This window comes from Aeromonas sp. PrichA-15, assembly GCF_017939245.1.
GTDB lineage: Bacteria > Pseudomonadota > Gammaproteobacteria > Enterobacterales > Aeromonadaceae > Aeromonas > Aeromonas caviae.
In genome coordinates this window covers 1-26,485 of record NZ_JAGKRH010000021.1, presented here as the reverse complement: position 1 = coordinate 26,485, position 26,485 = coordinate 1, and the positions used below count along the sequence as shown (strand labels likewise).

Here is a 26,485-nt window from a genome sequence, read left to right as displayed (position 1 = left end):
TACCCGATGCACACGAGTGTGCTGGAAGGGGTGAACAACAAGATCAAAGTGATAAAGCGCATGGCATATGGATTTAGGGACTCAGAATACTTTTTTCTGAAAATCAAGGCGGCCTTCCCCGGAAAGCCGCGATGAACCTAAAAAAAGCCCGCAGGATGCGGGCTTTTGCAGAGCAGACAAGCAGGGGATCACTGCGCCTTGGGGGCCTCGTCGGCAGGCGCGGCATCGGCCTCGCTGGTCGGGGCCACCGGCGCCGGACCCGGCACCAGATCCACCGCCGGCTTGGCGATGAGGGAGCGGGTCTCTTCCACCGCCTCGGTCAGCTTCACCTCGATGATCTGGCCGAGCTCGTAGACCACCTCGGTCTTGTCCAGATAGACGCGACCGTTGTCCCAGTTGCACTCCAGCCGATCCTTGTTGTCGAGGATATGGCGGGCGGGCATGAACACCACGGCGCCGTTCTCCTGCAGACGCAGCTTGAGGCCGGCGCGCATCACGTCGATGATCTCGGCGTTGAACACCTTGTCGGTGCCCGCATCGGCCTTGAGGTAGCGCACATAGAGCCAGTCGCCGATGTCGCGCTCCACCATGCGGTGCAGGCGGCGGCAGGCGGTCAGGTGCTCGGTCAGCTCCAGGCTGGGGCGCTCACCCGGGGTCTTGCCGGCGATGACCGCCTTGAGCAGGCGATGGTTGACCATGTCGCCGTATTTGCGGATGGGGGAGGTCCAGGTGGCGTAGGCATCCAGACCCAGGCCGTAGTGGGCTCCCGGTTCGGCGGACATCAGGGCATAGCTCTGGAAGCGGCGGATCTTGCCGTCCAGCCAGCGGGTGTCCAGGTTGTCTATCCAGCGGCGCAGGGCGCAGAAGCCGGAGAGGCTCGCGATATCTTCCTTCTCGAACGGGGCCTCGGCGGTCTTGAGCAGCTCGATGGCGCCGTCCAGGGACTCCTCGTCAAAGCCGGTGTGGACGTTGAAGATGCCGTAGCCGACCTCTTTGCCCAGCACGCGACCGGCGCAGATGTTGGCGGCGATCATCGACTCTTCCACCATGCGGTTGGCGATGCGGCGCGGCTCCACGTGGATGGCCAGCACTTCGCCGTCTTCACCCAGCTCGAAGTCGTAGTCGGGTCTGTCCGGGAACACCAGGGCGTGCTCGGTACGCCACTTGATGCGGGCCTCCGTCATCGCCTTCATCAGGGGCAGCTGGGCCAGGACGCCGGCGTCGATATCCAGCGCTTTGCCGTGCTCGGCCCAGTCGGAGACGTCGTCATAGCTGAGACGGGCATGGGAGACGATGCGGGCAGCGAAGAACTCGGTCTCCTCCAGCAGCAGGCCGTCCTCGGCGATGAGCAGACGGGCGCACAGGGTGTTGCGCTCCTCGCCCTCTTTCAGGGAGCAGAGCTCGTCGGAGAGGGTGCGCGGGATCATGGGCACGTTGCGTCCCGGCATGTAGACGGTGAAGGCGCGCTGGGCGGCCTCCTTGTCCAGCTCGCTCCCCTCGGCCACATAGGCGGTCGGGTCGGCGATGGCCACCAGCAGCTCCCAGCCGTTCTCCAGCTTGGTGATGGCCAGGGCATCGTCCATGTCCTTGGTCTTGGCACCGTCGATGGTGAAGAAGGGAACCTGGGTCAGATCCCGGCGGGGCAGCTCTTCCTCTTCGATCACCTTCCACTCCGGCAGGTCCGCCGGTTCAATCTGGGCCAGGTTGTGGCGTGCCAGCACCACCCACCAGGGCACGTTGTGATCTTCCTGGGTGGCGATGAGCTGGGTGATCTCGGCGGAGAAGTTGCCGTCCACCAGGGCATGGCGCTTGAGGGTGGCAACCACCCAGTCCCCTTCCTTGAAGGATTTCTCGTCCAGACCCTTCTTGGCGCGGGCCTTGATGGCGTCCTTGATGAGGGGGTGGTCGGGCACCACGTTGAGGCGGTCGCGGAACATCTTGACGCGGCCGACGAAGCGGGTGACGGCCTGCTCCAGCAGGGCATCCGGCTCGGCCACCTCTTTCTCTTTTTCAGTGCGGATCAGGGCGCTCACCCGGTCACCGTGCATCACCTTCTTCATGTAGGGAGGCGGCACGAAATAGCTGGTCTTCTCATCGACCTCCAGGAAGCCGAAGCCCCGATCGGAGGCGCGGATCACACCCTCTTTCTTGGGGATGTTTTCGCGGATTTGTTGCTTGAGCTGGGCCAGCAGCGGATTGTCTTGGAACATAAATGGGGAACCTGAGTGGAGACCTGATGGTTAATCGCCCAGCACTATACGTTTTTACCCCCCCAAAGCCAAGGTGAATGGCCCCCTCAACGGGGTTGCAGTGCCCGTCGCCCCTGCTGGATCAGGCGCTGGGATATCTGCTTGTGCAGCCCCCGCTCCAGCACCCAGCGGTGCCAGTAGAGCTGCTCGACCAGGTGGTGATCCGGGTTGAGATCGAGCAGGCGCCCCTCTTCCAGTTGCTGGCGGATCTGCAATTCCGGGATGAGGCAGCAGGCCAGCCCCTGCTCCGCCATGGCGACGAAGGCCTCGGAGGATCGCACCGTGTGGCAGGGGTAGCCACCGGGGGGGAGGGCGAAATGACGGGCCATGTAGCTGATGTGCATGTCGTCGCGCTGGTCGAAGGCCACCGCCGGCGCCTTGGCCAGGGCCGCCGCCGTGAGGCCGCTCGGGAAGTGGCGGGCGACGAAGGCGGGGCTGGCGGTGAGCAGATAGCGCATCTCGCCGAGTTCGTCGACGCAGCAGCCCGCCAGCGGCTGGGGTTGCAGGCTGACGGCGCCGAACGCCTGCCCCTCGCGCACCCGGTCCAGGGTGCGGCTCTCGTCATCCACCAGCAGGTTCAGCTCGATGGGGTATTGCTCCAGCAGTGGCGCCAGGGCGGGCAGGAACCAGGTGGCCAGGCTGTCGGCATTGACGGCGATGCTGACCCGGATGGGGGCCCTGGGCTCGTCGGGGGAGAGCTCGCCGGCCAGCTCCAGCTCCAGCTGGCGCACCTGGCGATAGTGGGCCAGCAGCTTCTGGCCGAGCCCCGTGGCCTGCAGCGGCTGGCTGCGGATGATGAGCGGCTCCGCAAACTGCTGCTCCAGCTGCTTGATGCGCTGGGAGATGGCGGACTGGGTGATGTGCAGGCGCTGGGCGGCACGCTCGAAGTTTTGCTCCCGGATCACCGCGTCCAGGGCCAGCAGCAGCTTGTAGTCCAGCGTCTTCATCAGCATTCCTTATGAAAAAAGGGAGTTCAGCAAGAATGCTACTCAAGGGAGCGCCAGAGGACAACCTGACCGCCCCCATGGAGGGGGCCGGTGCCCGGGGCCGCCCCTGTGAGATGTGACAGTAGTCCTGACATGAGATTCATAAGATACTCACCCGGTCCGTTTTTGCATGGGGTGGAAACGGACCATAGCGAGCGTCTTGAATCCCGGGCCGGTCCCGGGACTTTTTTTGCTCAGATGACGGCGAGCAGAGCATCCCCCGCCGGCCGGTAATGGCCCTGCAGGGGGCGATGGACGGCGCGGTCGAAACGCTCGTCCAGGTGGAAGCGGATGCCGACCCCGCGCACGGCCCCCAGATCCACCGCCTGGCGATGGCCGAGGCGCTCGATGGGCAGGCCGAGGCGGCGGAAGATGCGCTCCACCGGCAGGCTGACCACGGCCACCAGCTCGCGGATCCCCTGCTCCCTGGCGAAGGCCAGCACCTCGCGGAAGATGACGCAGGTGAGTTCGCTGATGCCGTTCTCCAGGCGAGGGGCCCGGTCGGCGTCGATGGCGAGGCGGGTCAGCTCCCACACGTCGTTGCCGCGCGGCGGGGCTTCGCCAGCGAGGGCGGTGGGGAAGATGCTGGGCAGCATGTAATCCTGGGCGCAGCTGAGCAGGCGGATGCAGCCGCACAGCCCCTGCTTGTCTTCAATCAGCACCCAGTGGGTGTCGGGCTTGTCGAAGTTGTCCCGCTCCAGGCCACGGCGGGATTCCACGTCCCAACCGAGTCGATCGGAGAAGACGCGGTTGCGAAATCGGTAGAGCTCGTTTTCGACCTCCCATCTGGGGTGTTCTTTCAATTTTCCTTTGAAAACAAGCATTCATGTCTCTCCATTTCATGGTTAGGCGCTATAATCCAAGGCCTTGGCCAGGGGAGGCTTGCCTATGACACGCGACCAACTGCTTGAGTACCTGGAACATTTCACGCTGGTGACCGATGGCAACCGGTTGTCCGAGCTCATCGGCCGCTTCACCCTGGGAATGGGTTACGACTACTACCGCTTCGCCCTCATCCTGCCCATGTCGATGCAAAGGCCCAAGGTGGTGCTGTTCAACCAGTGCCCCGACTCCTGGGTACAGGCCTACACCCTGAACAACATGCTGGCATGCGATCCCATCATCCAGCTCGCCCGCAGGCAGACCCTGCCCATCTACTGGAACCGGCTGGACGAGAAGGCGCGCTTCCTGCAAGAGGGGAGCATGGATGTGATGGGGCTGGCGGCGGAATTCGGGTTGCGCAACGGCATCTCGTTCCCGCTGCACGGGGCGGCGGGGGAGAACGGCATACTCTCTTTCATCACCCGGGAGCGGGCGTCGAGCGATCTGATGCTGGAGTCCTCGCCCATCCTCTCCTGGATGTCCAACTACATCTTCGAGGCGGCGATCCGGATCGTGCGCCAGAGCATGAGGGAGGACGATCCCCAGGAGCCCCTGACGGAGCGGGAGACCGAGTGCCTGTTCTGGGCCAGCGAAGGGAAGACATCGGGGGAGATCGCCTGCATCCTCGGCATCACGGAGCGCACCGTGAACTACCACCTCAATCAGGTCACCCGCAAGACGGGGTCGATGAACCGCTACCAGGCCATCGCCAAGGGGGTGAGCAGCGGCATCCTGCTGCCGAACCTGGAGCAGGTGGTGGTCACCAACTTCCCCTCCCTGCTGCAGTGAATACAGGCCCGGCGGCACCGGCTCGTCGCCTGGCATCCCCTCTGTCGCCATCACCGCTGTCCTGCGCCGTCCCATCCTGCCGCCGATTCTCGGGGCGGGGCTGTGACCCCACAATTGTCAGATCCTGCAATTGACAACCTTCTTTGTGTGGTTTCGGCCCGGTTTTCATCAGTTTTATGAATGCATCAGAAAATGAATGAATTTCTCTGATTGCCCGCGCCCCCTTATAGTGCGTTTCTCTCTTTCACAGGAACGCATCCCCATGTTCGCCACCACCCTGCAAGGCTTTACCCTCGGCCTTGCTATGATCATCCCCATCGGGGCCCAGAATGCCTTCGTGCTGAGCCGGGGCATTCACCGCAATCACCACCTGCTGACGGCGACCCTCTGCTGCCTGTGCGACCTCGTGCTGATCGGCATCGGGGTGTTCGGCGGGGCCAACCTGCTGGCAGCCAGCCCGATCGGCCTGGCCCTGCTGACCTGGGGCGGCGTGCTCTTCCTCGGCTGGTTCGGTATCCGTTCCCTGCGCAGTGCCTGGCGCGGCCAGGAGGCGGCCCTGGCGGACTCGCCCCGGTTGATGGGGGTGAAGAGCGTGCTGGCCATGACCCTCGGAGTGACCCTGCTCAATCCCCACGTCTACCTGGATACCCTGATGCTGCTTGGTTCCTTCGGCAGCCAGTTTGCCGAGGAGCTCAGACCCGCCTTCGCGGCGGGGGCCATGCTGGCCTCCCTGGTGTGGTTCTACGGGCTGGCCTTCGGGGCGGCGGCGCTTTCCCCCTGGCTCGCCCGGGGCAGGGTGCAGCAAGCCATTGATCTTGTTGTAGGTCTCATCATGCTGGTGCTGGCGGTCAAGCTGGCCAGCGGGGCTCTGTTGGCCTCATAAGGCTATTTTTGTGCCGGGCTTCATAAAAATGAGTCCCGGTGCCATCTGCTGACATATTCGTCTGTTAAATTCCCGGCGCTGGTAAAGCGTTACTCATAATAAAAGGGAAAAAACAGTGAATAACACCATGAAGCTGGGGGCTATTGCCGCCATCGTGCTGCTGTCTGCCTGCAGCAACGAGAATGACAGCAAGGCGCAGCCGGGGACCGTCTCCCTGCGCCTGATCCAGACCTCCGACATCCACTCCAACGTGCTGGGGTACGACTACTACCAGAACAAGGAGGATCGCAAGTTCGGCCTCTCCCGCACCGCCCTGCTGATCCGCGCCGCCCGCGCCGAGAACCCCAACAACCTGCTGCTCGACAATGGTGACCTCATTCAGGGCACGCCGCTGGCGGACTACATCTTCGAGCAGTCCGGTGCCGGCTATCTCGAGAAGCAGGCGCACCCGGTGTTCAAGGCGATGAACGAGCTGGGTTACGACGCGGGCAACCTGGGCAACCACGAGTTCAACTACGGCCTGGACTACCTTGGCAAGGTACTGGCGGGAGCCGACTTCCCCTATGTGAACGCCAACGTGTTCGAGGCGGGGGCCTTCAAGCGCGATGCCAAGGGACAAATTGACTGGAGCGGCAACAAGTTCACCCCCTATCTGCTGCTGGAGCGCGAGGTGACCGATGACAAGGGCCAGCGCCAGCGCGTCAAGGTGGGCATCCTGGGTCTGACCCCGCCCCAGGTGCTGCAGTGGGACAAGCGTCATCTGGAGGGCAAGGTGGTGGTGGCCGACATGGTCGAGACCGCCAATCACTATGTGCCCGAGCTGCGCGCCAAGGGCGCCGACATCGTGGTGGTGGTGGCTCACACCGGCATCAATGCCAGCAGCTATGAGGCCATGATGGAGAACTCCGCCTGGCATCTGGCCAAGGTGAAGGGGGTGGACGCCCTGATGCTGGGCCACGCCCACAAGAACTTCCCCGGGGACTTCCCGGATCTGCCGGAGGTGGACAACCAGGCCGGTACCCTGAGCGGCATTCCCACCGTGATGCCCGGCTACTGGGGCAACCACCTCGGCATCATCGACCTCAAGCTGGAACAGGTGGACGGCAAGTGGCAGGTGAAGCAGAGCCAGGCCAGCCTGCGCAAGATAGACGCCAGCGAGGGCAGTGCGGTGGATCAGCGGGTGGTGGACCTGGTGCAGGCCGACCACGACGCCACCAACCAGTGGCTGGACGAGCCGCTCGGCAAGATCACCTCCCCCATCCACAGCTTCTTCGCCCTGGTGCAGGACGACCCCTCGGTGCAGCTGGTGAGCGATGCCCAGCGCCGCCACGCAGAGCAATTGCAACAAGACGGCCTGCTCAAGGAGTCCTACCCGATCCTCTCGGTGGCGGCCCCCTTCCGTGGCGGTCGCAACGGCATCAATGACTTCACTTACGTGGCTCAGGGTGACATCTCCCTGCGCAACGTCTCCGACCTTTACATCTATCCGAACACCCTGCAGGTGGTCGAGGTGAACGGGGCCACCGTCAAGGAGTGGCTGGAGATGAGCGCCGGCCAGTTCAACCAGATCGACACCGGCAAGACCGGGGTGCAGTGGCTGGTGAACGAGAGCTTCCCCACCTACAACTTCGATGTGATTGACGGGGTCAGCTACGAGGTGGACATCACCCAGCCGGCCCGCTACAGCAAGGACGGGGTCAAGGTGAGCGACGGCCAGCGCATCAGCGGCCTCACCTTCAACGGCCAGCCCGTGGACCCGGCCCAGAAGTTCTACGTGGTGACCAACAACTACCGTGCCAGCGGCGGCGGCCACTTCCCGGGCATCGACGGCAGCAACATAGTGCATGAAGATCCCTTCGAGACGCGGGAGAGCATCGCCCAGTACCTGAAGGCCCAGTCTGCGGACAACCCGGCCGGCTTCAGCCCGGCGGCCAACAACAACTGGCACATGAAGGCCCTGCCCGCCAACGTGGACGTGCGCCTCTACTCCTCGCCGACCGACGAGGCCAAGGCCTTGGCGGGGGCGGATCTGTCGTACCAGTCCACCCTGCCGATGGATGACGCCAAGCACCCCGGCTACGCCATCTACCGCCTGATCCGCCAGTAAGGCAGACGCTGGCAGCCAACAAATAAGCCCTCGCAGTGCGAGGGCTTTTTCATGGGGCGCGGTGCCATCCTGCCCTGTCGTCTGGACTTGCCCGGTCGACGGGGCGGGAGGGCATCAGTAGTAGCCGGGATCGTCCGGATTGGGGCGGGTCTTGAAGCGGCGGTGCAGCCACATGTACTGCTCCGGCGCCTTGCGCACGGCGGCTTCAATTTCGCGGTTGGCGCGGCTGGCATCCGCCAGGTCGTCACCGCTCGGGTAGTCTGCGAGCGGGGCCCCGATATGCAGGGTGTAGCCCTCCCGGGTGCGGATGTTGTAGCAGGGCAGGGTGACAGTGTTCTTCACCCGGGCCAGGGTGGCGGTACCCGTGATGGTGGCGGCCTGCTCCACCGCGAAGTAGGGCACGAAGACGCTGGCATGGCTGCCGTAGTCGTGATCCGGTGCATACCAGAGGGCGTCGCCGTTGCGCAGCGCCTTGATCATCCCCTTCACGTCCATCCGGTCCACCAGGTATTTGTTGGAGGCGCAGCGACCGTGGTACTGGGCGTACTCCAGCACCGGATTGGTGTTGGGGCGATAGACGCCGACCCCGGGGCGCACCAGGCCGAAGCAGCGGGCATTGAGCTCCAGCGTCAGGAAGTGGCAGGAGAGCAGCAGCATCCCCTGGCCCTTCTCCATGGCGTTGATGACGTGCTCTTCCCCTTCCACCTTCATCAGGCGGCGCATCCGCCAGTCTGGCCAGAACCAGGCCATGCCCACCTCGAAGATGGCGCAGCCCACGCTCTCGAAGTTCTGCATCAGGAGGGCTTCGCGCTCATCCCGGCTGAGCTCGGGCATCGCCAGCTCCAGGTTGCGGCGGGCAATCTTGACGCGGGATTTCAGCAGCTTGCGGGCCAGGGTGCCGAGCTGGCGGCCCAGCCACATCTGACTGCGCCAGGGCAGCAACACCAGCAGCCAGAGCAGGGAGAGGCCCAGCCAGCTCCCCCAGTAACGGGGATGGAACAGACGGGGTTCGAGGCGGGGAGCGTGTTCTTGGGCCATGAAGAGTCTCTTGTTCGCAAAGGCAAAGGGGGGAGTCCGACCGAACCGGGGGGCCTGTGTGGGGTGGCCCGGCGCGGATGCGGTCACTCGCATGTCGAGGATTCTATCCGAAAAGCGGGGGCGGGCGCGAATCGCCGTCATCTGGTCAGAGGGGGCGTCAGGGGGCAGGGCCGTGCTTTTTTCACGCCCCGGAAAAGAGTGTGATAAAATCGGCCGCTGAATTTTTCAGGTTTTGAGAGCCGATACAGATGAAAATCACCCTGCCCGAGTTTGAAAAAGCCCGCATCCTGGTCGTTGGCGATGTCATGTTGGATCGCTACTGGCATGGCCCTACCGGCCGGATCTCCCCCGAGGCACCGGTCCCCGTGGTCAAGGTCGAGCACATCGAGGAGCGCCCGGGTGGCGCCGCCAACGTGGCGCTCAACTCCGCCGCCCTCGGCGCCCAGGCCGTGCTGCTGGGCCTGACCGGTCAGGATGAAGCCGCCGATGCCCTCGCCAGCCAGATGGCCGGGGTCAAGGTGGCCTGTGATTTCGTGCGCCTGACCGACTATCCGACCATCACCAAGCTGCGAGTGCTGTCCCGCAACCAGCAACTGCTGCGTCTCGACTTCGAAGAGGCCTTCCACGACGTGGATGCCAGCCTGCTGATGGGTAAGGTGGAGCAGGCGCTGCCCCAGGCGGACGTGATGATCCTCTCCGACTACGGCAAGGGCGCCCTCAACGATGTGCCCGGCATGATCCGGCGTGCCCGCGCCGCCGGCATTCCCGTGCTGGTCGACCCCAAGGGGACCGATTTCGAGAAGTACCGTGGTGCCACCCTGCTGACCCCCAACATGTCCGAGTTCGAGGCCGTGGTGGGCAAGGTGAAGGGGGAAGAAGACCTGGTCGCCAGGGGGCTGGAGCTGGTCAAGCGCTTCGAGCTGGACGCTCTGCTGGTCACCCGTTCCGAGAACGGCATGACCCTGATCCGCGAAGGGCAGCCCGAGCTGCACCTGCCGGCCCAGGCCCACGAGGTCTATGACGTCACCGGTGCCGGTGACACCGTCATCTCCACCCTGGCGACTTCCCTTGCCGCAGGCAAGAGTCTGGATGAGGCCTGCGCCCTGGCCAACACCGCCGCCGGCATCGTGGTCGGCAAGTTGGGGACCTCCACCGTGAGCCCGGTGGAGCTGGCCAACGCCCTCTACACCGAGCAGGAGACCGGCTTTGGCGTCATGTCCGAGGCCCAGCTCAAGGTGGCCGTCCAGGCCGCCCGTCTGCGCGGCGAGAAGGTGGTGATGACCAACGGCTGCTTCGACATTCTGCACGCGGGTCATGTCTCCTATCTGGCCAATGCGGGCAAGCTGGGGGACCGCCTGATCGTGGCGGTGAACACCGACGAGTCCGTGCGTCGCCTCAAGGGGCCGGGTCGCCCGGTCAACCCGACCGAGCGCCGTATGACTGTGCTGGCGGCCCTGGGTGCCGTGGACTGGGTGGTCCCCTTCAGCGAAGACACTCCCCAGCGTCTGATCGCCGAGATCCTGCCAGACCTCCTGGTCAAGGGGGGCGACTACAAGCCCGAAGAGATCGCCGGTTACGCCGAGGTGACCGCCAATGGCGGCGAGGTGCGGGTGCTGAACTTCGAGGACGGCTGCTCCACCACCGACATCATCAAGACCATCCGCGAGCGCGGATAAGCGTAAAACCCGGCCAAGGCCGGGTTTTTTGATGGGGCTGCCGGGTCGGTGACATGGCCGCTGCCTGGCAGGCCCCGACCAACGCACTTCCAGCGGCGAACAGAGATGAAAAAGGCGACCCCGGGGTCGCCTTTTCTCATGGTGTGCGCCTGACTCAGGACTTCTTGGTGACCTGGGCGGCGGGCATCAGACCCTGGTTCACCTCTTCCAGATCCTTCTGCTCCAGGATGCCGGCGGCCTGCTTGAGGGAGAGGATGCTGAGGATGTAGTTGTAGCGGGCCTCGGAGAGCTTCTGCTTGGCCTGATACAGCTTGCGGGTGGAGTCCAGCACGTCGACGATGGTGCGGGTACCCACCTCGTAACCGGCCTCGGTCGCTTTCAGGGCGCTGTCGGCGGAGATGACGGACTGGCTGTAGGCGCGGACCGAGCCGATGCTGGCGTTCACGTTGTTGTAGGAGGAGCGGACCGTGCTCTGCACCGAGCGGAAGCTGCGCTCGAGCTGTTCGCTGGCGGCCACGTAGTTGAACTGTGCCTGCTTGACTTGGGAGGTGGTGGCCCCGCCGGTGTAGATGGGCAGCTTGAAGTTCAGGCCGATGTTGCCCTGATTGCTGTTGCTCTCGGGGTTGCGGATCTCGTCCTTGTAATCGTTGTAACCGGCGTTCAGGCCGGCGCCCAGATCCAGGGTCGGTTCATGACCGGTCTTGGCCAGATCGATCTGCTCCTTGGCGATGTCCTTGCCGATGCGGGCGCTGTGCAGCTCCAGGTTCTTGTCCAGGGCCAGCTCCAGCCACTTGTCGGAGTTGAACGCGGTCTTCTGCGGGCTGAAGCGATCGGTGTTGAGCACGTCCAGTTGACGGTGGTCGATACCGGTCAGCTCGCGCAGGCTCTCGTAGCTGTTGTCCAGGGTGTTCTCGGCATTGATCTCGTCCGCCAGCGCCTGATCGCGCTCGGCCTCGGCTTCGTGCACGTCGGTGATGGCGGTCAGGCCCACTTCGAAGCGCTGCTGAGTCTGTTCAAGCTGACGCTCGACCGCGGTCTTGTTGGCACGCACGAATTCCAGGGTATCCATGGCCTTGAGCACGTCGAAGTAGGCCTGGGCGGTACGCAGCATCAGGTTCTGGTACTCGAGGTTGTAGGCCACGTCGGACTGGGTGGCGCTCTTCTCGGTCAGATCCAGGTTGACCCAGTTGCTGCGACGGTAGATGGATTGATCCAGGGTCACGGAGCCGGTAGCGCCCGTGTTGGTCATGGTGTCGTTCTTGTTTTGCAGGTAGTTCAGGCCGGCGCCCAGGTTGATCTGGGGCAGCAGGGCTGCACGGGATTCGTTGATCTTCTCGAAGGCCTGGTCCCGCTTGGCCTTGGATTCCAGCAGCTGGGTGTCCTTGATCTGGGCCTGTTGGTAAATATCGAGCAGGTTTTCGGCATGAGCGGCGCCGCTCACACCCAGCATCACCATGACTGACAAGAGTGTTCTTTTCATATGATAGTTTTAACCTTTTGTATCAACCCAAAGCTGTCCGCTGGATGAAGGGGGGATTGTCACCGACCAAGCTTGATTTCAGCTTAACCACTTTACTATAAGCAGATTTCATTGCGAACTGTCTCTTTTCCAGCTGCGGAAACGTCAAGGTCCGGGGCGAGTTTTCTCGGCAACGCGCCTAGCCAAATGCCCTGTGGCTGCTAGAATCCTTCCCTCATCGTCGGCGAGAGCGAGTGAATGAATGTTCATTCATGCCCCCGAATATTATGGTCAAACCAAGCCAAGTCAAGCTGGCAGGAGTCTCGAATGTCACAGCAAGCCTTGCCTCAAACCTGCCACTACTCCAGCGATGATGTGAAAATCATTGAAAAATCAGCTGGATATAATGGCTTCTTCAAGGTGAATGTCTACCGCCTGCAACACAGGCTGTTTGCCGGTGGCTGGAACGCCCCCATCGTCCGGGAACTGTTCGAACGTGGCCATGCCGCCGCCCTGCTGCCTTATGATCCGGTGCGGGACGAGATCGTGCTGGTGGAGCAGTTTCGCATCGGCGCCATGGAGACCAGCGCCACCCCCTGGCTGCTGGAGCTGGTGGCCGGCATCATCGATGAAGGGGAGACCGCCGAGGCAGTGGTGCGGCGCGAAGCGGTGGAAGAGGCAGGGATCGAGGTGGGACGCTGCGAACACGCCATCAGCTATCTGGTGAGCCCGGGTGGCAGCACCGAGCGCATCGAGGTGTTCGTGGGCGAGGTGGATGCCAGTCAGGCCAAGGGGATCCACGGTCTGGCTGAAGAGGGGGAAGACATCCGGGTCCACGTGGTGAGCCGCGAGCAGGCCTATGCCTGGCTCAAAGAGGGGCGCATCGACAATGCCGCCTCCGTCATCGCCCTGCAGTGGCTGGCCCTGAATCACGGCGAGCTGCGGGCACGCTGGCTGGCGGGGCGCTGAGGTGACGCTCGTTCAGACCCGGGTCAGGTGCCCTGTGTCCGACTGGAACACTGTGCAGTGGGTCCACCCTTCATGGACCCTGATTGAGGGAGCCGCGACATGTCATTAGTCCAGAGCCCGATGAAGCGCTATGTGCCTGATTTGATGTCCTTGCAGCGTACCTGCGAGGTCAATTACATGGCGCTGATGAAACTGTTGCCGCCCGGCGGCAGCGTGGGTGCCGAGCGCCGCTATCAGGTCGGCAACGGCCTGCAGTTCCAGCTCACGGTGACCGAGGAGAGCCGCTTCACCAGCCAGGTGATCCTGGCCCAGCACAACCCCGAATTGCCGAGCTACTTGCAAGCCCGGATAGAGATTCGTTTGTATCATGATGTGCGAATGGCGGAAGTGTGTGCGGCGCAACAGATTTCAATGTTGCAACCACGTTATGATTATCCCAATCAAAAAATGCATCACAGGGATGAAAAGGAGCAGGTAAATCTATTCTTGGCCGATTGGTTGAGATTTTGTCTCAAACACGGCACCAGCCTGATTAACATCCTCTAGTCGAACCCATAAAAAAGAAGCGTGATTTTGGAAACAGAGCTACCTCAGGCGCCGGACGGCAGTGTGCGCCTGTTACAGATTACCGATACCCATCTCTTCGCCAGTGCCGAGGGGCGGCTGCTGGCCGTACCCACGGCGCAGAGTCTGGCCGCCGTGCTGGAGCGGGTGCAGGCCAACGAGCACCCGTTCGATCTCATCCTCGCCACCGGGGATCTCTCCCAGGATCACAGCCCGGAGTCCTACCAGCGCTTCGCCTCCATGATGGCGCCCCTGGCTCGCCCCATCTACTGGTTGCCCGGCAACCACGACGACGGCCCCCTGATGACCGAATACCTCCATGCGGCCGGCATCAGCGAGGCCAAGCAGCTGGTAGGCGAGCACTGGCAGGTGATCCTGCTGGATACCCAGGTGCGCGGCAAACCCCACGGGGTGCTGGGGGATCACCAGCTGGCGGCCCTGGATCAGGCCCTGCGCCAGCATCCCGAGCGCCACGCCCTCATCGCCCTGCACCATCAGGCGGTGCCGGTGGGCTGCGCCTGGCTGGATCAGCACAACCTCAAGAATGCCGACGACCTGTTCGCCGTGCTGGCCCGCCACCCGCAGCAGAAGACCATCCTGTTCGGCCACGTCCATCAGGAGTTTGACGAGGTGCACCACGGAGTGCGGCTCATCGCCAGCCCCTCTACCTGCATCCAGTTCAAGCCGCTCTCCGACGGTTTCGCACTGGACGAATCCGGCCCGGGCTGGCGCTATCTCACCCTGCACCCGGATGGCCGGGTGGCGAGTCAGGTGTGGCGCCTGCCGCTGGGGCAGTTCGTGCCCGACCCCAATGCCACCGGTTACTGAGGGGTTGCCATGAAGCCCGTCCTGCTCTATCTGCACGGTTTCAATTCATCCCCCGGCTCGGCCAAGGCGCAGCAGATGGCGGCCTGGGTGGCAGAGAACAGGCCCGATATCGAGGTGGTGATCCCGGCCCAGCCCAACACCCCGGCGGCCGCCTGGGCTGCCATCGAGCAGGCCATCGCCGACCTGAAGGCCCGCCACGGCAGCGCCCTGCGACTGGGCGCCGTGGGCAGCTCCCTCGGTGGCTTCATGGCCACGAGAGTGAGCGAGATGTACGGTTGCCGCGCCGCCCTCATCAACCCGGCGGTGCGCCCCCACGAGCTGCTCTGCGACTACCTCGGCCCCCAGACCAACCCCTACAGCGGCGAACGCTATGAACTGTTGCCCGGACACATGGACGAGCTGAGAGCGCTGGCGGTGCCGGTGACTGCTCCCGAGCGGCTCTGGGTGCTGCAACAGCAGGAGGACGAGGTGCTCGACTATCGCAAGGCGCTGGACGAATACCGCTTTGCCCGTCTCTCCCTGGAGTGCGGCGGCGATCACGCCTTCACAGGCTTCGAGCGCTACCCCGCCCAGATCGTCCGTTTCCTCGGGCTCTAGCCATGCAGCCGCCGTTGGCCGCCTTCCTCGAACAGGTGCTGGCCACGGCCCAGGCGGGGCTCACCTATTCCCGCGATCCCTTCGACATAGCCCGCTTCGAGGCGCTGCGAGCGGCCACGGTGACGCTCATCGCCAGCCAGAGCGAGCTGGCCCCCGACGCCATCGGCGACTGGATTGCCCTCGACAGCGGCTATCCCACCCCCAAGCTCGATGTGCGGGCCTTCATTCAGAACGATGCGGGCCATGTGCTGCTGGTGCAGGAGCGCAGTGACGGTTGCTGGACTCTGCCGGGGGGCTGGTGCGACATCGGCGATTCGCCTGCGGACGCCGTGGTGCGGGAAGTGAGCGAGGAGACCGGCCTCGCCTGTCGGGCGGTGCAACTGCTGGCGTTGTTCGACACGCTCAAGCATCCCCATCCCCCGCAGCTGCCCCACGCCCACAAGGCGTTCTTCCTGTGCGAGGTGACGGGGGGCGCTCTGCTTACCGACACCGATGAAACCAAAGGGGCGGGGTACTTCTCCATCGACGCCTTGCCCGAACTCTCCCGCCACCGGGTGGTGGCGTCCCAGTTGCGCACCCTGCATGACCATCTGTCGCAGGGGCGGGGGGATACCCTGTTCGATTAACCGGTTCGCAGCCTGACACTGCGGCAAGGAGGCAGCATGATCACACGCATCGGCAATACCCCCATCCAGAAGAAACACAAGGCGAGCTGCCACTGCGGCGCCGTGGTGCTGGAGCTGACCCTGCCGGATGGCGTGGTGGATCCGCGCCGCTGCGACTGCTCCTTCTGTCGGCGGCGTGGGGCCATCGTCGCCTCGGTGCCGCTCTCCGGCATCCGCATCCTGCAAGGGGAGGCGGCGCTTCGCTGCTACCAGTTCAACACCCGCACCGCGAAACACTACTTCTGCAGCGTCTGCGGTATCTACACCCATCACCAGCGCCGATCCAATCCGGCGGAATATGGCTACAACCTCGCCTGTCTGGAGGGGGTCAACCCGTTCGATCTGGGAGAGGTGCCGACCCGGGACGGGGTGCATCACCCGGCAGATACCGTGGCCGATTGAACGCGAGGTGACTGCCCCGACGGGTGGCGGGGAGGACGGGCGAGGCGTTGTCGTGCCACTCCCGTGACGACACCTCAGGGGGTCATCTGCCTGTGTAGCCCCCGCAATGGCTGTGTTAACCTTGCCCTGTCCGTCTCCCGGCGGACCCCGGCCTCTCTCTTCATTCCATCTCTGCCAACAGGGGGCACACCCGTGACGACTGCTTCAGCGCTGCCGGATCTGATCCTCGGGGCCTCGCTCTACTTTCCGCCCCTGTTCAAGGCCGTGCTGCTCGGCCTGCTGGGCTGGCTGCCGCTGCACCATCTGCTGCGGGACTGGCTCTACGGCGGCGAGGTCTGGCACCCCCTGCTGATGGATCTCTCCCTCTTCATCCTCGCCGTCAGCGGCGCCCTATGGATATTGCTACATGGCTAAATCACCCCTTGCGACCCTCAAATACTTCTCCACCCTGCTGGTCTTTGCCCTGGCGCTGGTGTCGCTCTGGTGGCTGTGGAACGACTACATGCAGGGCCCCTGGACCCGGGATGGCAAGGTGAGGGCCGAGCTGGTCAGCATCACGCCCCAGGTGTCGGGCAAGATCGTCAGGATAGGGGTCAAGGACAACCAGCTGGTGAAGGCGGGGGACCTGCTCTTCACCCTGGATCCCGAGCCCTATCGCATCGCGCTGGACAACGCCAGCGCGACCCTGGCCAAGGCCAGGTCGGATCTCGACAAGGCGGAGCACGAGGCGAATCGTCGCCAGAGCCTCTCCCGCACCGTCATCTCCGCCGAGGCGGTGGATGAGTCCAGGCTCAATGCCCAGGCGATGAAGGCGGCCTATGAGGTGGCCCAGGCCAATCTGGAGCAGGCCAGATGGTCCCTTGCCCGGACCGAGGTCCACGCCGCAAGCGACGGCTACATCACCAACCTGCAGGCCAGGGTCGGCAACTACGCCACCGCCGGGGTGCCCCTGGTGGCCCTGATAGACACCCACTCCTTCTATGTGCAGGGCTATTTCGAAGAGACCAAGCTCAGGCACATCGCCCCCGGCAAACCGGCCGAGGTGGTGCTCTACAGCGGGGATCGGGTACTCAGGGGGGAGGTGGAAAGCATAGGGCGCGCCATTCACGATCAGAGCCTGGAAGGCAGCGAGGGGCTGCTGCTCGACGTCAAGCCGAACGTGCCCTGGGTGCGCCTGGCCCAGCGGGTGCCGGTGCGGATCAGGCTGCTGGCGATTCCCCCGGATCTGGTCTTGATCGCGGGCACGACCTGTACCATCACCATAGGGGACTAGGGTGATCCCCTCGCTCTGGCGCCAGACCCCCTGGGGCAAGGCCAACGGCGGCCAGTGGCGTTATGCCCTGCGCAATGCCCTGGCCATGTGCCTGTCGCTCTGGCTGGCGTTCGTGCTGCAACTCGACTCTCCCTACTGGGCCATGACCTCCGCCGCCGTGGTGAGCTTTCCCACCGTGGGGGGCGTCATCAGCAAGAGCCTGGGGCGGGTGGTGGGCAGCCTCATCGGCGCCATGGCGGCGGTGATGATCACCGGCCTTGGCATCGGTGATCCCTGGCTCTTCAGCCTGCTTATCGCCCTCTGGCTGGGGGGTTGCACCTACATCTCCAACCACCATCAGAACAACGTCTCCTACGGTTTCGCCCTGGCGGGCTATACCGCCGCCATCATCGCCTTCTCCTGCGTCAACCTGACCGACCCGCAACATATCTTCGACATCGCCCAGGCCCGGGTGAGCGAGGTGATCGTCGGCATCCTCTGCGGCGGCCTGATGATGATGATCCTGCCGAGTTTCTCCGATGGCGAGACCCTGCTGGACTCCCTTGGCAAGAGCCAGACCCGGCTGCTGGAACATGCCCAGCTGCTCTGGCTCGGGGAGACGGGCGCCGATGTGCGCACCGCCCACGAGGGGGTGATCGGTCAGATCCTCACCCTGAACGTGCTGCGCATCCAGGCAGTCTGGAGCCACCACCGCCTGCGCCGCCACAACCAGTTGCTGAACTATCTGCTCCATCGCCAGCTGAGGATGGTCAGCCTCATCTCGGGGCTGCGCCGCATGCTGCAACACTGGCCAGAGGACGCCGTCGACCCGGCCCCCATGCTGGCCGCCGTGCTGCGGGAGCTGGGACAGGGGGGCTGCGACAAGCTGCGCATTGCCCGCCTGATGGCGCCCTTCGTGGCCCGTTCGGGGGATGATTATCGCTGTCAGGCCTTCTGGCTGCGGCTGCGCCACTTCTGCTGGAGCTACCTGGAGTGTCAGCGCTGGCTGGAAAGGCTGGCCCGACACGATGGCCAGGAGTGGCCGGCGCCGCCGCGCCACAGCTCTCTGACCAGCCACACCGACGGCCTGGAGGCGGCCTATAACGGGGGGCGTACCTTCCTCTGCGTGATGCTGGGCTGCACCTTCTGGATCCACAGCCAGTGGGATGCGGGCGCCGCGGCCCTGACCCTGCTCGCCATCTGCTGCGTGCTCTATTCCGCCACCCCGGCCCCGGCGAAGGGGGCCCAGACCATGCTCAAGGCCATCGTGCTGCTCAGCTTTATCTGCTTCGGGGTCAAGTTCGGGCTGATGATCCGCATCGACGACTTCTGGATCTTCTGCGCCCTGCTGTTCCCCGCCCTCATCACCCTGCAACTGCTGAAATTGCAGCGCCCCCAGGGGGCGGCGCTCTGGGGCCAGCTCATCGTGCTGCTCGGCTCCTTCCTCGCCATCACCAATCCGCCGAGCTACGACTACCTCGCCTTCGTCAACAGCAGCCTTGCCCAGGCACTGGGGGTGATGAGCGCAGGGCTGGCGTTCCAGCTCCTGAGGCCCAGCTCGGATCGGCGCAAGAGCCGCCGCCTGATGCATCGTCTGCGGCGGGATTTCGTGGACCAGCTGGCCCCGGCCCCGCATCAGAGCGAGGGGGAGTTTGAATCCCGGGTCTATCACGCGGTGAGCCAGCTCAGCCAGAGTCAGGATCAGGGGGCCCGGCTCTGGGTGCTGCGCTGGGGCGTGGTGCTGCTCAATTGCAGCCACATCGTCTGGCAGCTCAGGCTCTGGCGCAGCCGGGATCCGGCCCTCTATCTGGTGCGGGACGGCTGTCTGCGCTGCCTGAAAGGGATTCTGACCGAAGGGGGCGTGCAGCACGAGACCCTGGGGCGCACCCTGGCGGAGCTGGACCGCATCAGCCTGGGGCTGGGGGAACATGCAGACCCGGCGGCCCGGGCTCTGGCGGGGCTGGTGTGGCGACTCCACTGCTCCCTCTCCCAGCTTGTGCAGGCCCTGCCCGGGGAACCCGCCTGATCCCGGGCAGGGAGGCCGGAGCCCCTCTGGATCACCCTTTGCCACAGACGAGTTTGTCCCAGCCCCGCTCAGCGAGTAAGATTCTCCCCAAACGTCAATTCGCAAGGCCCTCCATGTCCACTCAATACAATGCGGATGCCATTGAGGTCCTCAATGGCCTTGAACCGGTGCGTCGCCGCCCCGGCATGTACACCGACACCACCCGGCCCAATCACCTCGGCCAGGAGGTCATCGACAACAGCGTCGACGAGGCGCTGGCGGGTCACGCCCGCAATCTGGAGGTGATCCTGTACGAGGATCAGTCCCTCGAGGTGATCGACGACGGTCGCGGCATGCCGGTGGACATCCACCCGGAGGAAGGGGTCTCCGGCGTTGAGCTGATCCTCTGCAAGCTGCACGCGGGGGGCAAGTTCTCCAACAAGAACTATCAGTTCTCCGGTGGCTTGCACGGGGTGGGGATCTCCGTGGTGAACGCCCTCTCCGATCGGGTCGAGGTGACGGTGCGCCGGGACGGCCAGGTCTATGACATCGCCTTCGAGCGGGGCGAGAAAGTGCAGGAGCTGACCATCACCGGCACCTGCGGACGCCGCAACACCGGCACCCGGGTGCACTTCTGGCCAGAGGCGCGCTACTTCGATTCGCCGCGCTTCTCGGTCTCCAAGCTCGAGCACCTGCTCAAAGCCAAGGCCGTGCTCTGCCCGGGCCTCACCATCAAGTTCCTCGACAAGAACACCGGCATCAAGCTGGAGTGGTGCTACGAAGACGGCCTCAAGGATTACCTCATCGATGCGGTCAAGCAGTTCACCTGCCTGCCGGAGCAGCCCTTCGTCGGCTCTTTCAGCTCCGAGCAGTCGGCGGTGGACTGGGCCCTGTGCTGGTTGCCGGAAGGGGGCGAATGCCTCGCCGAATCCTATGTGAACCTCATTCCCACCGCGCTCGGTGGCACCCATGTCAACGGCCTGCGCCAGGGGCTGCTCGACGCCATGCGCGAGTTCTGCGAGTTCCGCAACCTCTTGCCCCGCGGGGTCAAGCTGACCCCGGAAGACATCTGGGATCGCTGCGCCTACATCCTCTCCATCAAGATGCAGGACCCGCAGTTTGCAGGGCAGACCAAGGAGCGACTGTCGTCCCGCCAGAGCTCGGCCTTCGTGTCGGGCGTGGTGAAGGATGCCTTCAGCCTCTATCTGAACAGCAACACCGAGCTGGCCGAACAGCTGGCGGAGCTCTGCATCTCCAGCGCCCAGCGCCGGATGCGCGCCGCCAAGACGGTGGTGCGCAAGAAGATAACCCAGGGCCCGGCCCTGCCCGGCAAGCTGACCGACTGCGGCTGCGCCGACCCCATGCAGGGGGAGCTCTTCCTGGTGGAGGGTGACTCCGCAGGCGGCAGTGCCAAGCAGGCGCGCGACCGCGAGTTTCAGGCCATCATGCCGCTTCGCGGCAAGATCCTGAACACCTGGGAGGTGGAAGCCGGTCAGGTGCTCGCCTCGCAAGAAGTGCACGACATCTCGGTGGCCATCGGGCTTGACCCCGACTCCGACGATCTCAGTGGCCTGCGCTATGGCAAGGTGTGCATCCTGGCGGATGCGGACTCGGACGGTCTGCACATCGCCACCCTGCTCTGCGCCCTCTTTGTGAAGCACTTCCGCACGCTGGTGGAGAAGGGCCATGTCTATGTGGCCATGCCGCCCCTCTATCGTATCGACATCGGCAAGGAGGTCTTCTACGCCCTCGACGAGGACGAGAAGAACGGCGTGCTGCAGCGGGTCGAGGCCGAGAAGAAGAAGGGCAAGGTGATGGTGACGCGATTCAAGGGGCTGGGCGAGATGAACCCCAAGCAGTTGCGGGAAACCACCATGGATCCGAACACCCGCCGCCTGGTGCAGCTCACCATGGGCGAGGCCGGGGAGGAGGGGGACGAGACCCTGCAACTGATGGACATGTTGCTGGCCAAGAAGCGCGCCGGTGATCGCCGTGAGTGGCTGGAAGAGAAGGGCAACCTCGCCATCATCTAAAGCGAGTCGCAAGTACCCCACCCCTCCCCTTCGCAAGGGGAGGGGGCCAAGCCTCTCCTCCCCCTCATGGAGGGGGAGGTTGGGAGGGGGTCTTGTGATTCACCGTCGGCCCCCTGCCGACCCGCATTTCCGGCGTGCCCTCTGAGGGCGCGCCATAGCAAGAGAACAACCTTATGAGTGATGCTATCGAGCTCAGTCTGTTGGATGAAGTAGAGCGCCAACCAGCTCCCGAACCGAAAGAGATAATCACATGAGTGATGCCATCGAGCTCAGTCTGGACGGGGTAGAGCGCCAGCCAATGCGCACCTTTACCGAGCAGGCTTACTTGAACTACTCCATGTACGTCATCATGGATCGGGCCTTGCCGCATATCGGCGACGGCCTCAAGCCCGTGCAGCGGCGCATCATCTACGCCATGAGCGAGCTGGGTCTGTCGGCCCTCTCCAAGCACAAGAAGTCCGCCCGTACCGTGGGTGACGTGCTGGGTAAATATCACCCCCATGGCGACATCGCCTGTTACGAAGCCATGGTGCTGATGGCCCAGCCCTTCTCCTACCGCTACCCGCTGGTGGACGGTCAGGGCAACTGGGGGGCGCCGGACGATCCCAAATCCTTTGCCGCCATGCGTTATACCGAGGCGCGGCTGTCGCGCTTCTCCGAGCTGCTGCTCTCCGAGCTCGGCCAGGGCACGGTGGAGTGGACGCCGAACTTCGACGGCACCATGAAAGAGCCCGTGGTGCTACCCGCCCGCCTGCCCCACATCCTGCTCAACGGGGTGACCGGTATTGCGGTGGGGATGGCGACAGATATCCCGCCCCACAACGCGCGGGAAGTGGCCCACGCCTGCGTGGAGCTTTTGGATAACCCCAATGCCGGCCTGGATGCCCTGATGGCCCATGTGCAGGGGCCGGATTATCCGACCAACGCCGAGATCATCACGCCCCGCGACGATATCCGCAAAATCTACGAGACCGGCAAGGGCTCCATCAAGCAGCGGGCGGTGTGGAGCGAGGAGGATGGCGACATCGTCATCACGGCGCTGCCTCATCAGGCCTCCGGCGCCAAGATCATGGAGCAGATTGCCGCCCAGATGGTGGCCAAGAAGCTGCCCATGGTGACCGATCTGCGGGATGAATCGGACCACGAGAACCCGACCCGTCTGGTGATCGTGCCGCGCTCCAACCGGGTGGACGTAGAGGGGCTGATGGCCCACCTGTTCGCCACCACGGACTTGGAGAAGAACTACCGGGTCAACCTCAACATCCTGGGTCTGGACAACCGGCCCCAGGTGAAAGACCTCAAGACCATCCTCACCGAGTGGCTGAGTTTTCGCCGCGAGACGGTGCGCCGCCGCCTGCAGTATCGCCTCGACAAGGTGCTGGCTCGCCTGCACATCCTCGAAGGCTTGCTGATCGCCTACCTCAACATCGACGAGGTGATCGAGATCATCCGCACCGAGGAGGAGCCGGGCCGGGTGATGATGGAGCGTTTCAATATCAGCGAGACCCAGGCCGAGGCGATCCTCGAGCTCAAACTGCGCCACCTGGCCAAGCTCGAAGAGTTCAAGCTGCGCGCCGAACAGAATGAGCTGGCGGAAGAGCGCGACAAGCTGGAACTGATCCTGGGTTCCGAGCGCCGTCTCAGCACATTGCTCAAGAAAGAGATCCTGGCGGACGCCGAGAAGTACGGCGACGATCGCCGCACCCCGCTGGTGGAGCGCGCCACCGCCGTGGCGCTGACCGAGAAGGAGCTCACCCCGAGTGAGCCGGTGACCGTGATCCTCTCCGACAAGGGTTGGGTGCGCGCCGCCAAGGGTCACGACGTGGATGTGGAGGGCCTCTCCTACAAGGCGGGGGACGGTTATCTGGCCCACGCCCATGGCCGCAGCAATCAGCAGGCGGTGTTCCTCTCCACCCTGGGGAGAACCTACTCGCTGGAGGCGCATACTCTGCCGTCGGCCCGCAGTCAGGGCGAGCCACTCACCGGTCGCTTTGCGCTGGGGGCCGGCGAAGAGGTGCGTCATCTGGTGATGGGGAACGAAGGCGAGCCGTACCTCATCTGTTCTGACGCCGGCTACGGCTTCGTCTGCAAATATGACGACCTGATCGGTAAGAACAAGAACGGCAAGGCGCTGCTCACCGTGCCGGAAGGGGGCATTGTCATGGCGCCCCAGAGGATAGGCGCGCCGGACACGGATCTCTGCATGGCCATCTCCAACGAGGGGCGGATGCTGCTGTTCCCGCTCAACACCCTGCCGGTACTCGGCAAGGGCAAGGGCAACAAGCTCATCAGTATCCCGTCGGCACGGGTGAAGGCGCGGGAGGAGTTTGTGGTGATGGCGGCCATTATCCCGCAGGGCCAGTCGGTCACCCTGTTTGCTGGCAAGCGCAAGCTGACCCTCAAGCCGTCTGACCTTGACTACTACCGCGGCGAGCGCGGCCGCCGCGGCGCCAAGCTGCCCCGCGGTCTGCAGCGCGTCGATCGCATCGAGATTGAACCCGTCGCCGGCGCCGAGCCGGCAGCCGGGGAAAATCAGGAAGGGTAATTTGTATGGAGATGGTATTCACCTGACAGTTGCCCACAAAAGGGAGTGGTCATACGGCTTCAAACCGGATAACAAAACGGTACCCCTACCGTGTTATCCGGAGTCACCGTATGACCACCAACGAGAAAGTAGCACGTCGTAAACTCAGCCTGCTAGAGCTCGCCAAAGAGCTCAATAACGTCAGCAAAGCCTGCAAGCTCATCGGCTACAGCCGCCAGCAGTTCTACGAGATTCGCCGTAACTACCAGACCTATGGGGCTGAGGGCTTGCTCGACAAACTCCCCGGCTGTAAAGGGGCGCATCCCAACCGGGTCGCTCCCGAGATTGAACAGGCTATCCTCGATTACTCCCTCACCAGACCAACCCATGGCCCGCTGCGGGTCGCGCAAGAACTGGCTCTGCAAGGCATCAACGTCAGTGCGGGCGGTGTGCGTGGCGTGTGGCAACGTCACGACTTGCTCTCCAAGCATGACCGCTTGTTGCGCCTTGAGAAAACCCATAGGGAACAGACGATTGAGCTCAATGACGAGCAGATCCGCCTGCTCGAGCGCTTCAGCCCCGAGTTTCGCGAACGCCAAATTGAGGTTCACTACACCGGGGAACTGGTGGCGGTCGACACCTTCTTCGTCGGCGCACTCAAGGGGGTGGGCAAGGTGTATCTGCAAACCGTACTGGACTGCTACAGCCGCCACGCCTGGGGACGGCTCTACACCAGCAAGCTGCCGGTGACCTCGGTCCATGTGCTCAACGAAACGGTCCTGCCGTTCTTCGAGGCTCACGAGGCGCGGGTCTATACCATCCTGTCGGACAACGGGCGCGAGTTCTGCGGGCGCCCTGACCATCACCCCTACGAGCTGTTCCTGCAACTGGAGGGGATTGAGCACCGGACCACCAAGGTACGCAGGCCGCAGAGCAACGGCTTTATCGAGCGGCTACATCGCACCCTGCTGGATGAACACTTCCGTATCAAGGGGAGGACGATCTGGTATGAATCAGTGGAGCAGATGCAGACAGACCTGGACAGCTATCTGGATCACTACAACACCCAGCGGCCACATCAGGGCAGGATGATGGAGGGTCAAACCCCCTACAGCATGTTCAAAAAGGGTCTGAAATTGATACCGAAGGAAGTGCGCACTAAAGTAGCGTAAACAAGACACCGGTTTGAGGCCGGTGTCAGGTGATAACTAGATCTGTACAGGTAATTAATAGAGAAGGGAGCGAATAAATCGCTCCCTTTTATAATTTATTTCTAGTAGTTAATGGATTCATAAATCCAACCTACAAAATTAAATCATGGCATGACCGCCTCAAACTCTGCTCTCTCAACAAAATATTGGTGAGCAGTCACATCGAATAAAATTTCAACTAGGATATATTCCTAGGTCGATAGGCTACGATATTAACCCCTCCTTTACCCTTATATCTTGTCATTTCGAATATATCTATTTTTGAAATTAGCTCTGGAGTTTTGCTTACTCCATAAGTTCGAGGGTCAAAATCTGGCTTTAACCTTTTTAGCAAGCCTCCCACTGGGGCTACATTTGCCCAATTTTCTGTATCATCCTCTTTATATTGAAGCCAACCCTGTAACAAAGCATCGATTATTTCCTGAGGAATTTTTTCGTTATCTGTAGAAGGTGAGACATTAACAAGACCGGTATGTATTATTGAAGGGATTGGTTCACCGAGGTTTTCTGTGAAAATAAAGTCATCACATGAGTTTCTAAATGATATAGGAGTTTTCTTTTCTCCAACGCCAAAAACATACATTTCTGATTCACGCAACCGAGATGCTAACTTTGTGAAGTCGCTATCTGAAGATATAATTGCAAAAGCATCGTATTTTTCTGCGTATAGTAAATCCATTGCATCAATGATTAATGATGAATCAGTTGAGTTTTTTCCAGTGGTGTACGCAAATTGTTGAATCGGTTGGATAGCTAACTCATTGAGGCTTGTTTTCCAATTTTTAAGATATTCACTTGACCAATCACCATAAGCTCTTTTGGTTATTACATGTCCATGTTTTGATATTTCATCAAGAATAAGTTTGATTTTCGAATACTGTGCATTGTCCGCGTCAATGAGAACAGCTATTTTTTTCTGATCATTTAAATCTTTCATGTGTAGCCTTTAATTCTAATTGAAGTTGGTAGGTTGGCTTAAATTGACGAAGCCCGACATCTGAAAACAAATTAATATTTTTGATAACTTATCAGAACCGAATGGTTCTTTTCGTGATCCGTGCTGAATTTTGCTACACGAAGGGATGCAGGTCTGCTTAGCCAAGCAAAATCAGACGTTCGCGAAAATAGGCTTCCACTGTCCTGTTGCAACCCCTCTTATCTCCCTTTTTTCCAATCACCACGGGGCCAATGGCGTGGACGATTACGCTTCGCTAATCGACCCTCATGTACAGAACCTTAAGCGGCAAGCGAATTAATAATACCGTCTAACGTGTTGTTTTGCTTGGATTTTCTCTGCCTACTCTTTTTGCCGTTTTTGGATAAATACACCATTGCCCACTCCAACTTCTCTGTTATTTCCTGCCAC

At 62.5% G+C, this 26,485-nt stretch carries 23 protein-coding genes; 17 read left to right on the top strand and 6 right to left on the bottom strand.

Going from position 1 to position 26,485, the window contains the following annotated elements; all coding sequences use genetic code 11:
- The coding region (locus J9889_RS03715; protein ID WP_210538105.1) for a transposase at nucleotides 1-135 on the top strand (135 nt) is incomplete at its 5' end.
- A 53-nt stretch (nucleotides 136-188) separates the two neighbouring features.
- On the opposite strand, the gene J9889_RS03710 is transcribed toward J9889_RS03715, so the two are convergent.
- The 3 genes from J9889_RS03710 to J9889_RS03700 form a co-directional block, all read right to left on the bottom strand.
- On the bottom strand, nucleotides 189-2,210 hold the full coding sequence (locus J9889_RS03710) for an exoribonuclease II (RefSeq protein WP_104451951.1): 2,022 nt from the start codon (nucleotides 2,208-2,210) through the stop codon (nucleotides 189-191).
- An 86-nt stretch (nucleotides 2,211-2,296) separates the two neighbouring features.
- Nucleotides 2,297-3,196: a LysR family transcriptional regulator ArgP gene (locus J9889_RS03705; protein ID WP_042864507.1), complete on the bottom strand. Its 900-nt coding sequence runs from the start codon at nucleotides 3,194-3,196 to the stop codon at nucleotides 2,297-2,299.
- 233 nt (nucleotides 3,197-3,429) lie between these two features.
- Nucleotides 3,430-4,059, bottom strand: a complete 630-nt coding sequence (locus tag J9889_RS03700; protein ID WP_029313613.1) for an acyl-homoserine-lactone synthase — start codon at nucleotides 4,057-4,059, stop codon at nucleotides 3,430-3,432.
- 64 nt (nucleotides 4,060-4,123) lie between these two features.
- Between J9889_RS03700 and J9889_RS03695 the strand changes: the two genes are divergently transcribed.
- The 3 genes from J9889_RS03695 (at nucleotide 4,124) to J9889_RS03685 (ending at nucleotide 7,896) form a co-directional block, all read left to right on the top strand.
- Nucleotides 4,124-4,906 carry a LuxR family transcriptional regulator gene (locus tag J9889_RS03695; RefSeq protein WP_010672766.1) on the top strand — a complete coding sequence of 261 codons (783 nt, stop codon included), beginning with the start codon at nucleotides 4,124-4,126 and terminating at the stop codon, nucleotides 4,904-4,906.
- 262 nt (nucleotides 4,907-5,168) lie between these two features.
- Complete coding sequence (lysE, locus tag J9889_RS03690; RefSeq protein WP_103858783.1) at nucleotides 5,169-5,789, top strand: L-lysine exporter; 621 nt, start codon at nucleotides 5,169-5,171, stop codon at nucleotides 5,787-5,789.
- A gap of 127 nt (nucleotides 5,790-5,916) precedes the next feature.
- Complete coding sequence (locus tag J9889_RS03685; RefSeq protein WP_210555982.1) at nucleotides 5,917-7,896, top strand: bifunctional 2',3'-cyclic-nucleotide 2'-phosphodiesterase/3'-nucleotidase; 1,980 nt, start codon at nucleotides 5,917-5,919, stop codon at nucleotides 7,894-7,896.
- A 114-nt stretch (nucleotides 7,897-8,010) separates the two neighbouring features.
- On the opposite strand, the gene lpxL is transcribed toward J9889_RS03685, so the two are convergent.
- A complete protein-coding gene (gene lpxL, locus J9889_RS03680) occupies nucleotides 8,011-8,934 on the bottom strand; it encodes an LpxL/LpxP family Kdo(2)-lipid IV(A) lauroyl/palmitoleoyl acyltransferase (protein WP_052815073.1) in 924 nt (307 codons plus the stop codon).
- Between the two features lie 248 nt (nucleotides 8,935-9,182).
- On the opposite strand from lpxL, the gene hldE reads away from it, so the two are divergent.
- Nucleotides 9,183-10,610: a bifunctional D-glycero-beta-D-manno-heptose-7-phosphate kinase/D-glycero-beta-D-manno-heptose 1-phosphate adenylyltransferase HldE gene (gene hldE / locus J9889_RS03675; protein WP_039039759.1), complete on the top strand. Its 1,428-nt coding sequence runs from the start codon at nucleotides 9,183-9,185 to the stop codon at nucleotides 10,608-10,610.
- Between the two features lie 154 nt (nucleotides 10,611-10,764).
- Here hldE and tolC read toward each other — a convergent pair whose 3' ends face one another.
- Complete coding sequence (gene tolC / locus J9889_RS03670; protein ID WP_029313618.1) at nucleotides 10,765-12,090, bottom strand: outer membrane channel protein TolC; 1,326 nt, start codon at nucleotides 12,088-12,090, stop codon at nucleotides 10,765-10,767.
- Between the two features lie 306 nt (nucleotides 12,091-12,396).
- Here tolC and nudF point away from each other — a divergent pair, with 306 nt between their 5' ends.
- From nudF to J9889_RS03610, 12 genes are all read left to right on the top strand, one after another.
- Nucleotides 12,397-13,038, top strand: coding sequence for an ADP-ribose diphosphatase (gene nudF, locus J9889_RS03665; RefSeq protein WP_010672772.1), 642 nt, complete (start codon nucleotides 12,397-12,399; stop codon nucleotides 13,036-13,038).
- Nucleotides 13,039-13,137: 99 nt separating this feature from the next.
- Entirely contained in the window at nucleotides 13,138-13,584 is a 447-nt protein-coding gene (locus J9889_RS03660) for a DUF1249 domain-containing protein (RefSeq protein ID WP_039039758.1), read from the top strand.
- Between the two features lie 27 nt (nucleotides 13,585-13,611).
- Nucleotides 13,612-14,430, top strand: coding sequence for a 3',5'-cyclic-AMP phosphodiesterase (gene cpdA / locus J9889_RS03655; RefSeq protein ID WP_041214382.1), 819 nt, complete (start codon nucleotides 13,612-13,614; stop codon nucleotides 14,428-14,430).
- A gap of 9 nt (nucleotides 14,431-14,439) precedes the next feature.
- The gene (locus J9889_RS03650) at nucleotides 14,440-15,027 is read left to right on the top strand and encodes a YqiA/YcfP family alpha/beta fold hydrolase (protein ID WP_045523103.1); all 588 of its coding nucleotides are present in this window, start codon (nucleotides 14,440-14,442) and stop codon (nucleotides 15,025-15,027) included.
- 2 nt (nucleotides 15,028-15,029) lie between these two features.
- Nucleotides 15,030-15,653, top strand: coding sequence for an NUDIX hydrolase (locus tag J9889_RS03645; RefSeq protein ID WP_210555981.1), 624 nt, complete (start codon nucleotides 15,030-15,032; stop codon nucleotides 15,651-15,653).
- Between the two features lie 36 nt (nucleotides 15,654-15,689).
- Nucleotides 15,690-16,094 (top strand): GFA family protein, encoded by a 405-nt coding sequence (locus tag J9889_RS03640; protein ID WP_039039754.1) that lies wholly within the window; start codon nucleotides 15,690-15,692, stop codon nucleotides 16,092-16,094.
- Nucleotides 16,095-16,265: 171 nt separating this feature from the next.
- Nucleotides 16,266-16,508 carry a DUF1656 domain-containing protein gene (locus J9889_RS03635; protein WP_039039819.1) on the top strand — a complete coding sequence of 81 codons (243 nt, stop codon included), beginning with the start codon at nucleotides 16,266-16,268 and terminating at the stop codon, nucleotides 16,506-16,508.
- Nucleotides 16,501-17,367, top strand: coding sequence for an HlyD family secretion protein (locus J9889_RS03630; RefSeq protein WP_210555980.1), 867 nt, complete (start codon nucleotides 16,501-16,503; stop codon nucleotides 17,365-17,367). The genes J9889_RS03635 and J9889_RS03630 overlap by 8 nt, the downstream gene beginning before the upstream one ends.
- Nucleotide 17,368: 1 nt before the next feature.
- Nucleotides 17,369-19,372 (top strand): FUSC family protein, encoded by a 2,004-nt coding sequence (locus tag J9889_RS03625; protein ID WP_202043206.1) that lies wholly within the window; start codon nucleotides 17,369-17,371, stop codon nucleotides 19,370-19,372.
- A gap of 113 nt (nucleotides 19,373-19,485) precedes the next feature.
- Complete coding sequence (gene parE / locus J9889_RS03620) at nucleotides 19,486-21,384, top strand: DNA topoisomerase IV subunit B (protein WP_210555979.1); 1,899 nt, start codon at nucleotides 19,486-19,488, stop codon at nucleotides 21,382-21,384.
- A 250-nt stretch (nucleotides 21,385-21,634) separates the two neighbouring features.
- Nucleotides 21,635-23,929 (top strand): DNA topoisomerase IV subunit A, encoded by a 2,295-nt coding sequence (parC, locus tag J9889_RS03615; RefSeq protein ID WP_210555978.1) that lies wholly within the window; start codon nucleotides 21,635-21,637, stop codon nucleotides 23,927-23,929.
- Nucleotides 23,930-24,039: 110 nt separating this feature from the next.
- Nucleotides 24,040-25,080: an IS481-like element ISAs19 family transposase gene (locus J9889_RS03610; RefSeq protein WP_052815317.1), complete on the top strand. Its 1,041-nt coding sequence runs from the start codon at nucleotides 24,040-24,042 to the stop codon at nucleotides 25,078-25,080.
- Nucleotides 25,081-25,297: 217 nt separating this feature from the next.
- Here the strand turns inward: J9889_RS03610 and J9889_RS03605 are convergent, their stop codons facing one another.
- Nucleotides 25,298-26,056, bottom strand: coding sequence for an NYN domain-containing protein (locus J9889_RS03605; RefSeq protein WP_201894588.1), 759 nt, complete (start codon nucleotides 26,054-26,056; stop codon nucleotides 25,298-25,300).
- Between the last annotated feature and the right edge of the window lie 429 nt (nucleotides 26,057-26,485).

Bases quoted from the DNA above. Each gene is read 5' to 3' on its own strand.
- J9889_RS03640 (WP_039039754.1), top strand. From the start codon at position 15,690: ATGATCACACGCATCGGCAATACCCCCATCCAGAAGAAACACAAGGCG.
- lpxL (WP_052815073.1), bottom strand. From the start codon at position 8,934: ATGGCCCAAGAACACGCTCCCCGCCTCGAACCCCGTCTGTTCCATCCC.
- hldE (WP_039039759.1), top strand. From the start codon at position 9,183: ATGAAAATCACCCTGCCCGAGTTTGAAAAAGCCCGCATCCTGGTCGTT.
- J9889_RS03710 (WP_104451951.1), bottom strand. From the start codon at position 2,210: ATGTTCCAAGACAATCCGCTGCTGGCCCAGCTCAAGCAACAAATCCGC.
- J9889_RS03685 (WP_210555982.1), top strand. From the start codon at position 5,917: ATGAAGCTGGGGGCTATTGCCGCCATCGTGCTGCTGTCTGCCTGCAGC.
- lysE (WP_103858783.1), top strand. From the start codon at position 5,169: ATGTTCGCCACCACCCTGCAAGGCTTTACCCTCGGCCTTGCTATGATC.
- J9889_RS03705 (WP_042864507.1), bottom strand. From the start codon at position 3,196: ATGAAGACGCTGGACTACAAGCTGCTGCTGGCCCTGGACGCGGTGATC.
- nudF (WP_010672772.1), top strand. From the start codon at position 12,397: ATGTCACAGCAAGCCTTGCCTCAAACCTGCCACTACTCCAGCGATGAT.
- J9889_RS03695 (WP_010672766.1), top strand. From the start codon at position 4,124: ATGACACGCGACCAACTGCTTGAGTACCTGGAACATTTCACGCTGGTG.
- J9889_RS03610 (WP_052815317.1), top strand. From the start codon at position 24,040: ATGACCACCAACGAGAAAGTAGCACGTCGTAAACTCAGCCTGCTAGAG.
- tolC (WP_029313618.1), bottom strand. From the start codon at position 12,090: ATGAAAAGAACACTCTTGTCAGTCATGGTGATGCTGGGTGTGAGCGGC.
- parE (WP_210555979.1), top strand. From the start codon at position 19,486: ATGTCCACTCAATACAATGCGGATGCCATTGAGGTCCTCAATGGCCTT.
- J9889_RS03605 (WP_201894588.1), bottom strand. From the start codon at position 26,056: ATGAAAGATTTAAATGATCAGAAAAAAATAGCTGTTCTCATTGACGCG.
- J9889_RS03660 (WP_039039758.1), top strand. From the start codon at position 13,138: ATGTCATTAGTCCAGAGCCCGATGAAGCGCTATGTGCCTGATTTGATG.
- J9889_RS03650 (WP_045523103.1), top strand. From the start codon at position 14,440: ATGAAGCCCGTCCTGCTCTATCTGCACGGTTTCAATTCATCCCCCGGC.
- J9889_RS03645 (WP_210555981.1), top strand. From the start codon at position 15,030: ATGCAGCCGCCGTTGGCCGCCTTCCTCGAACAGGTGCTGGCCACGGCC.
- J9889_RS03630 (WP_210555980.1), top strand. From the start codon at position 16,501: ATGGCTAAATCACCCCTTGCGACCCTCAAATACTTCTCCACCCTGCTG.
- parC (WP_210555978.1), top strand. From the start codon at position 21,635: ATGAGTGATGCCATCGAGCTCAGTCTGGACGGGGTAGAGCGCCAGCCA.
- J9889_RS03700 (WP_029313613.1), bottom strand. From the start codon at position 4,059: ATGCTTGTTTTCAAAGGAAAATTGAAAGAACACCCCAGATGGGAGGTC.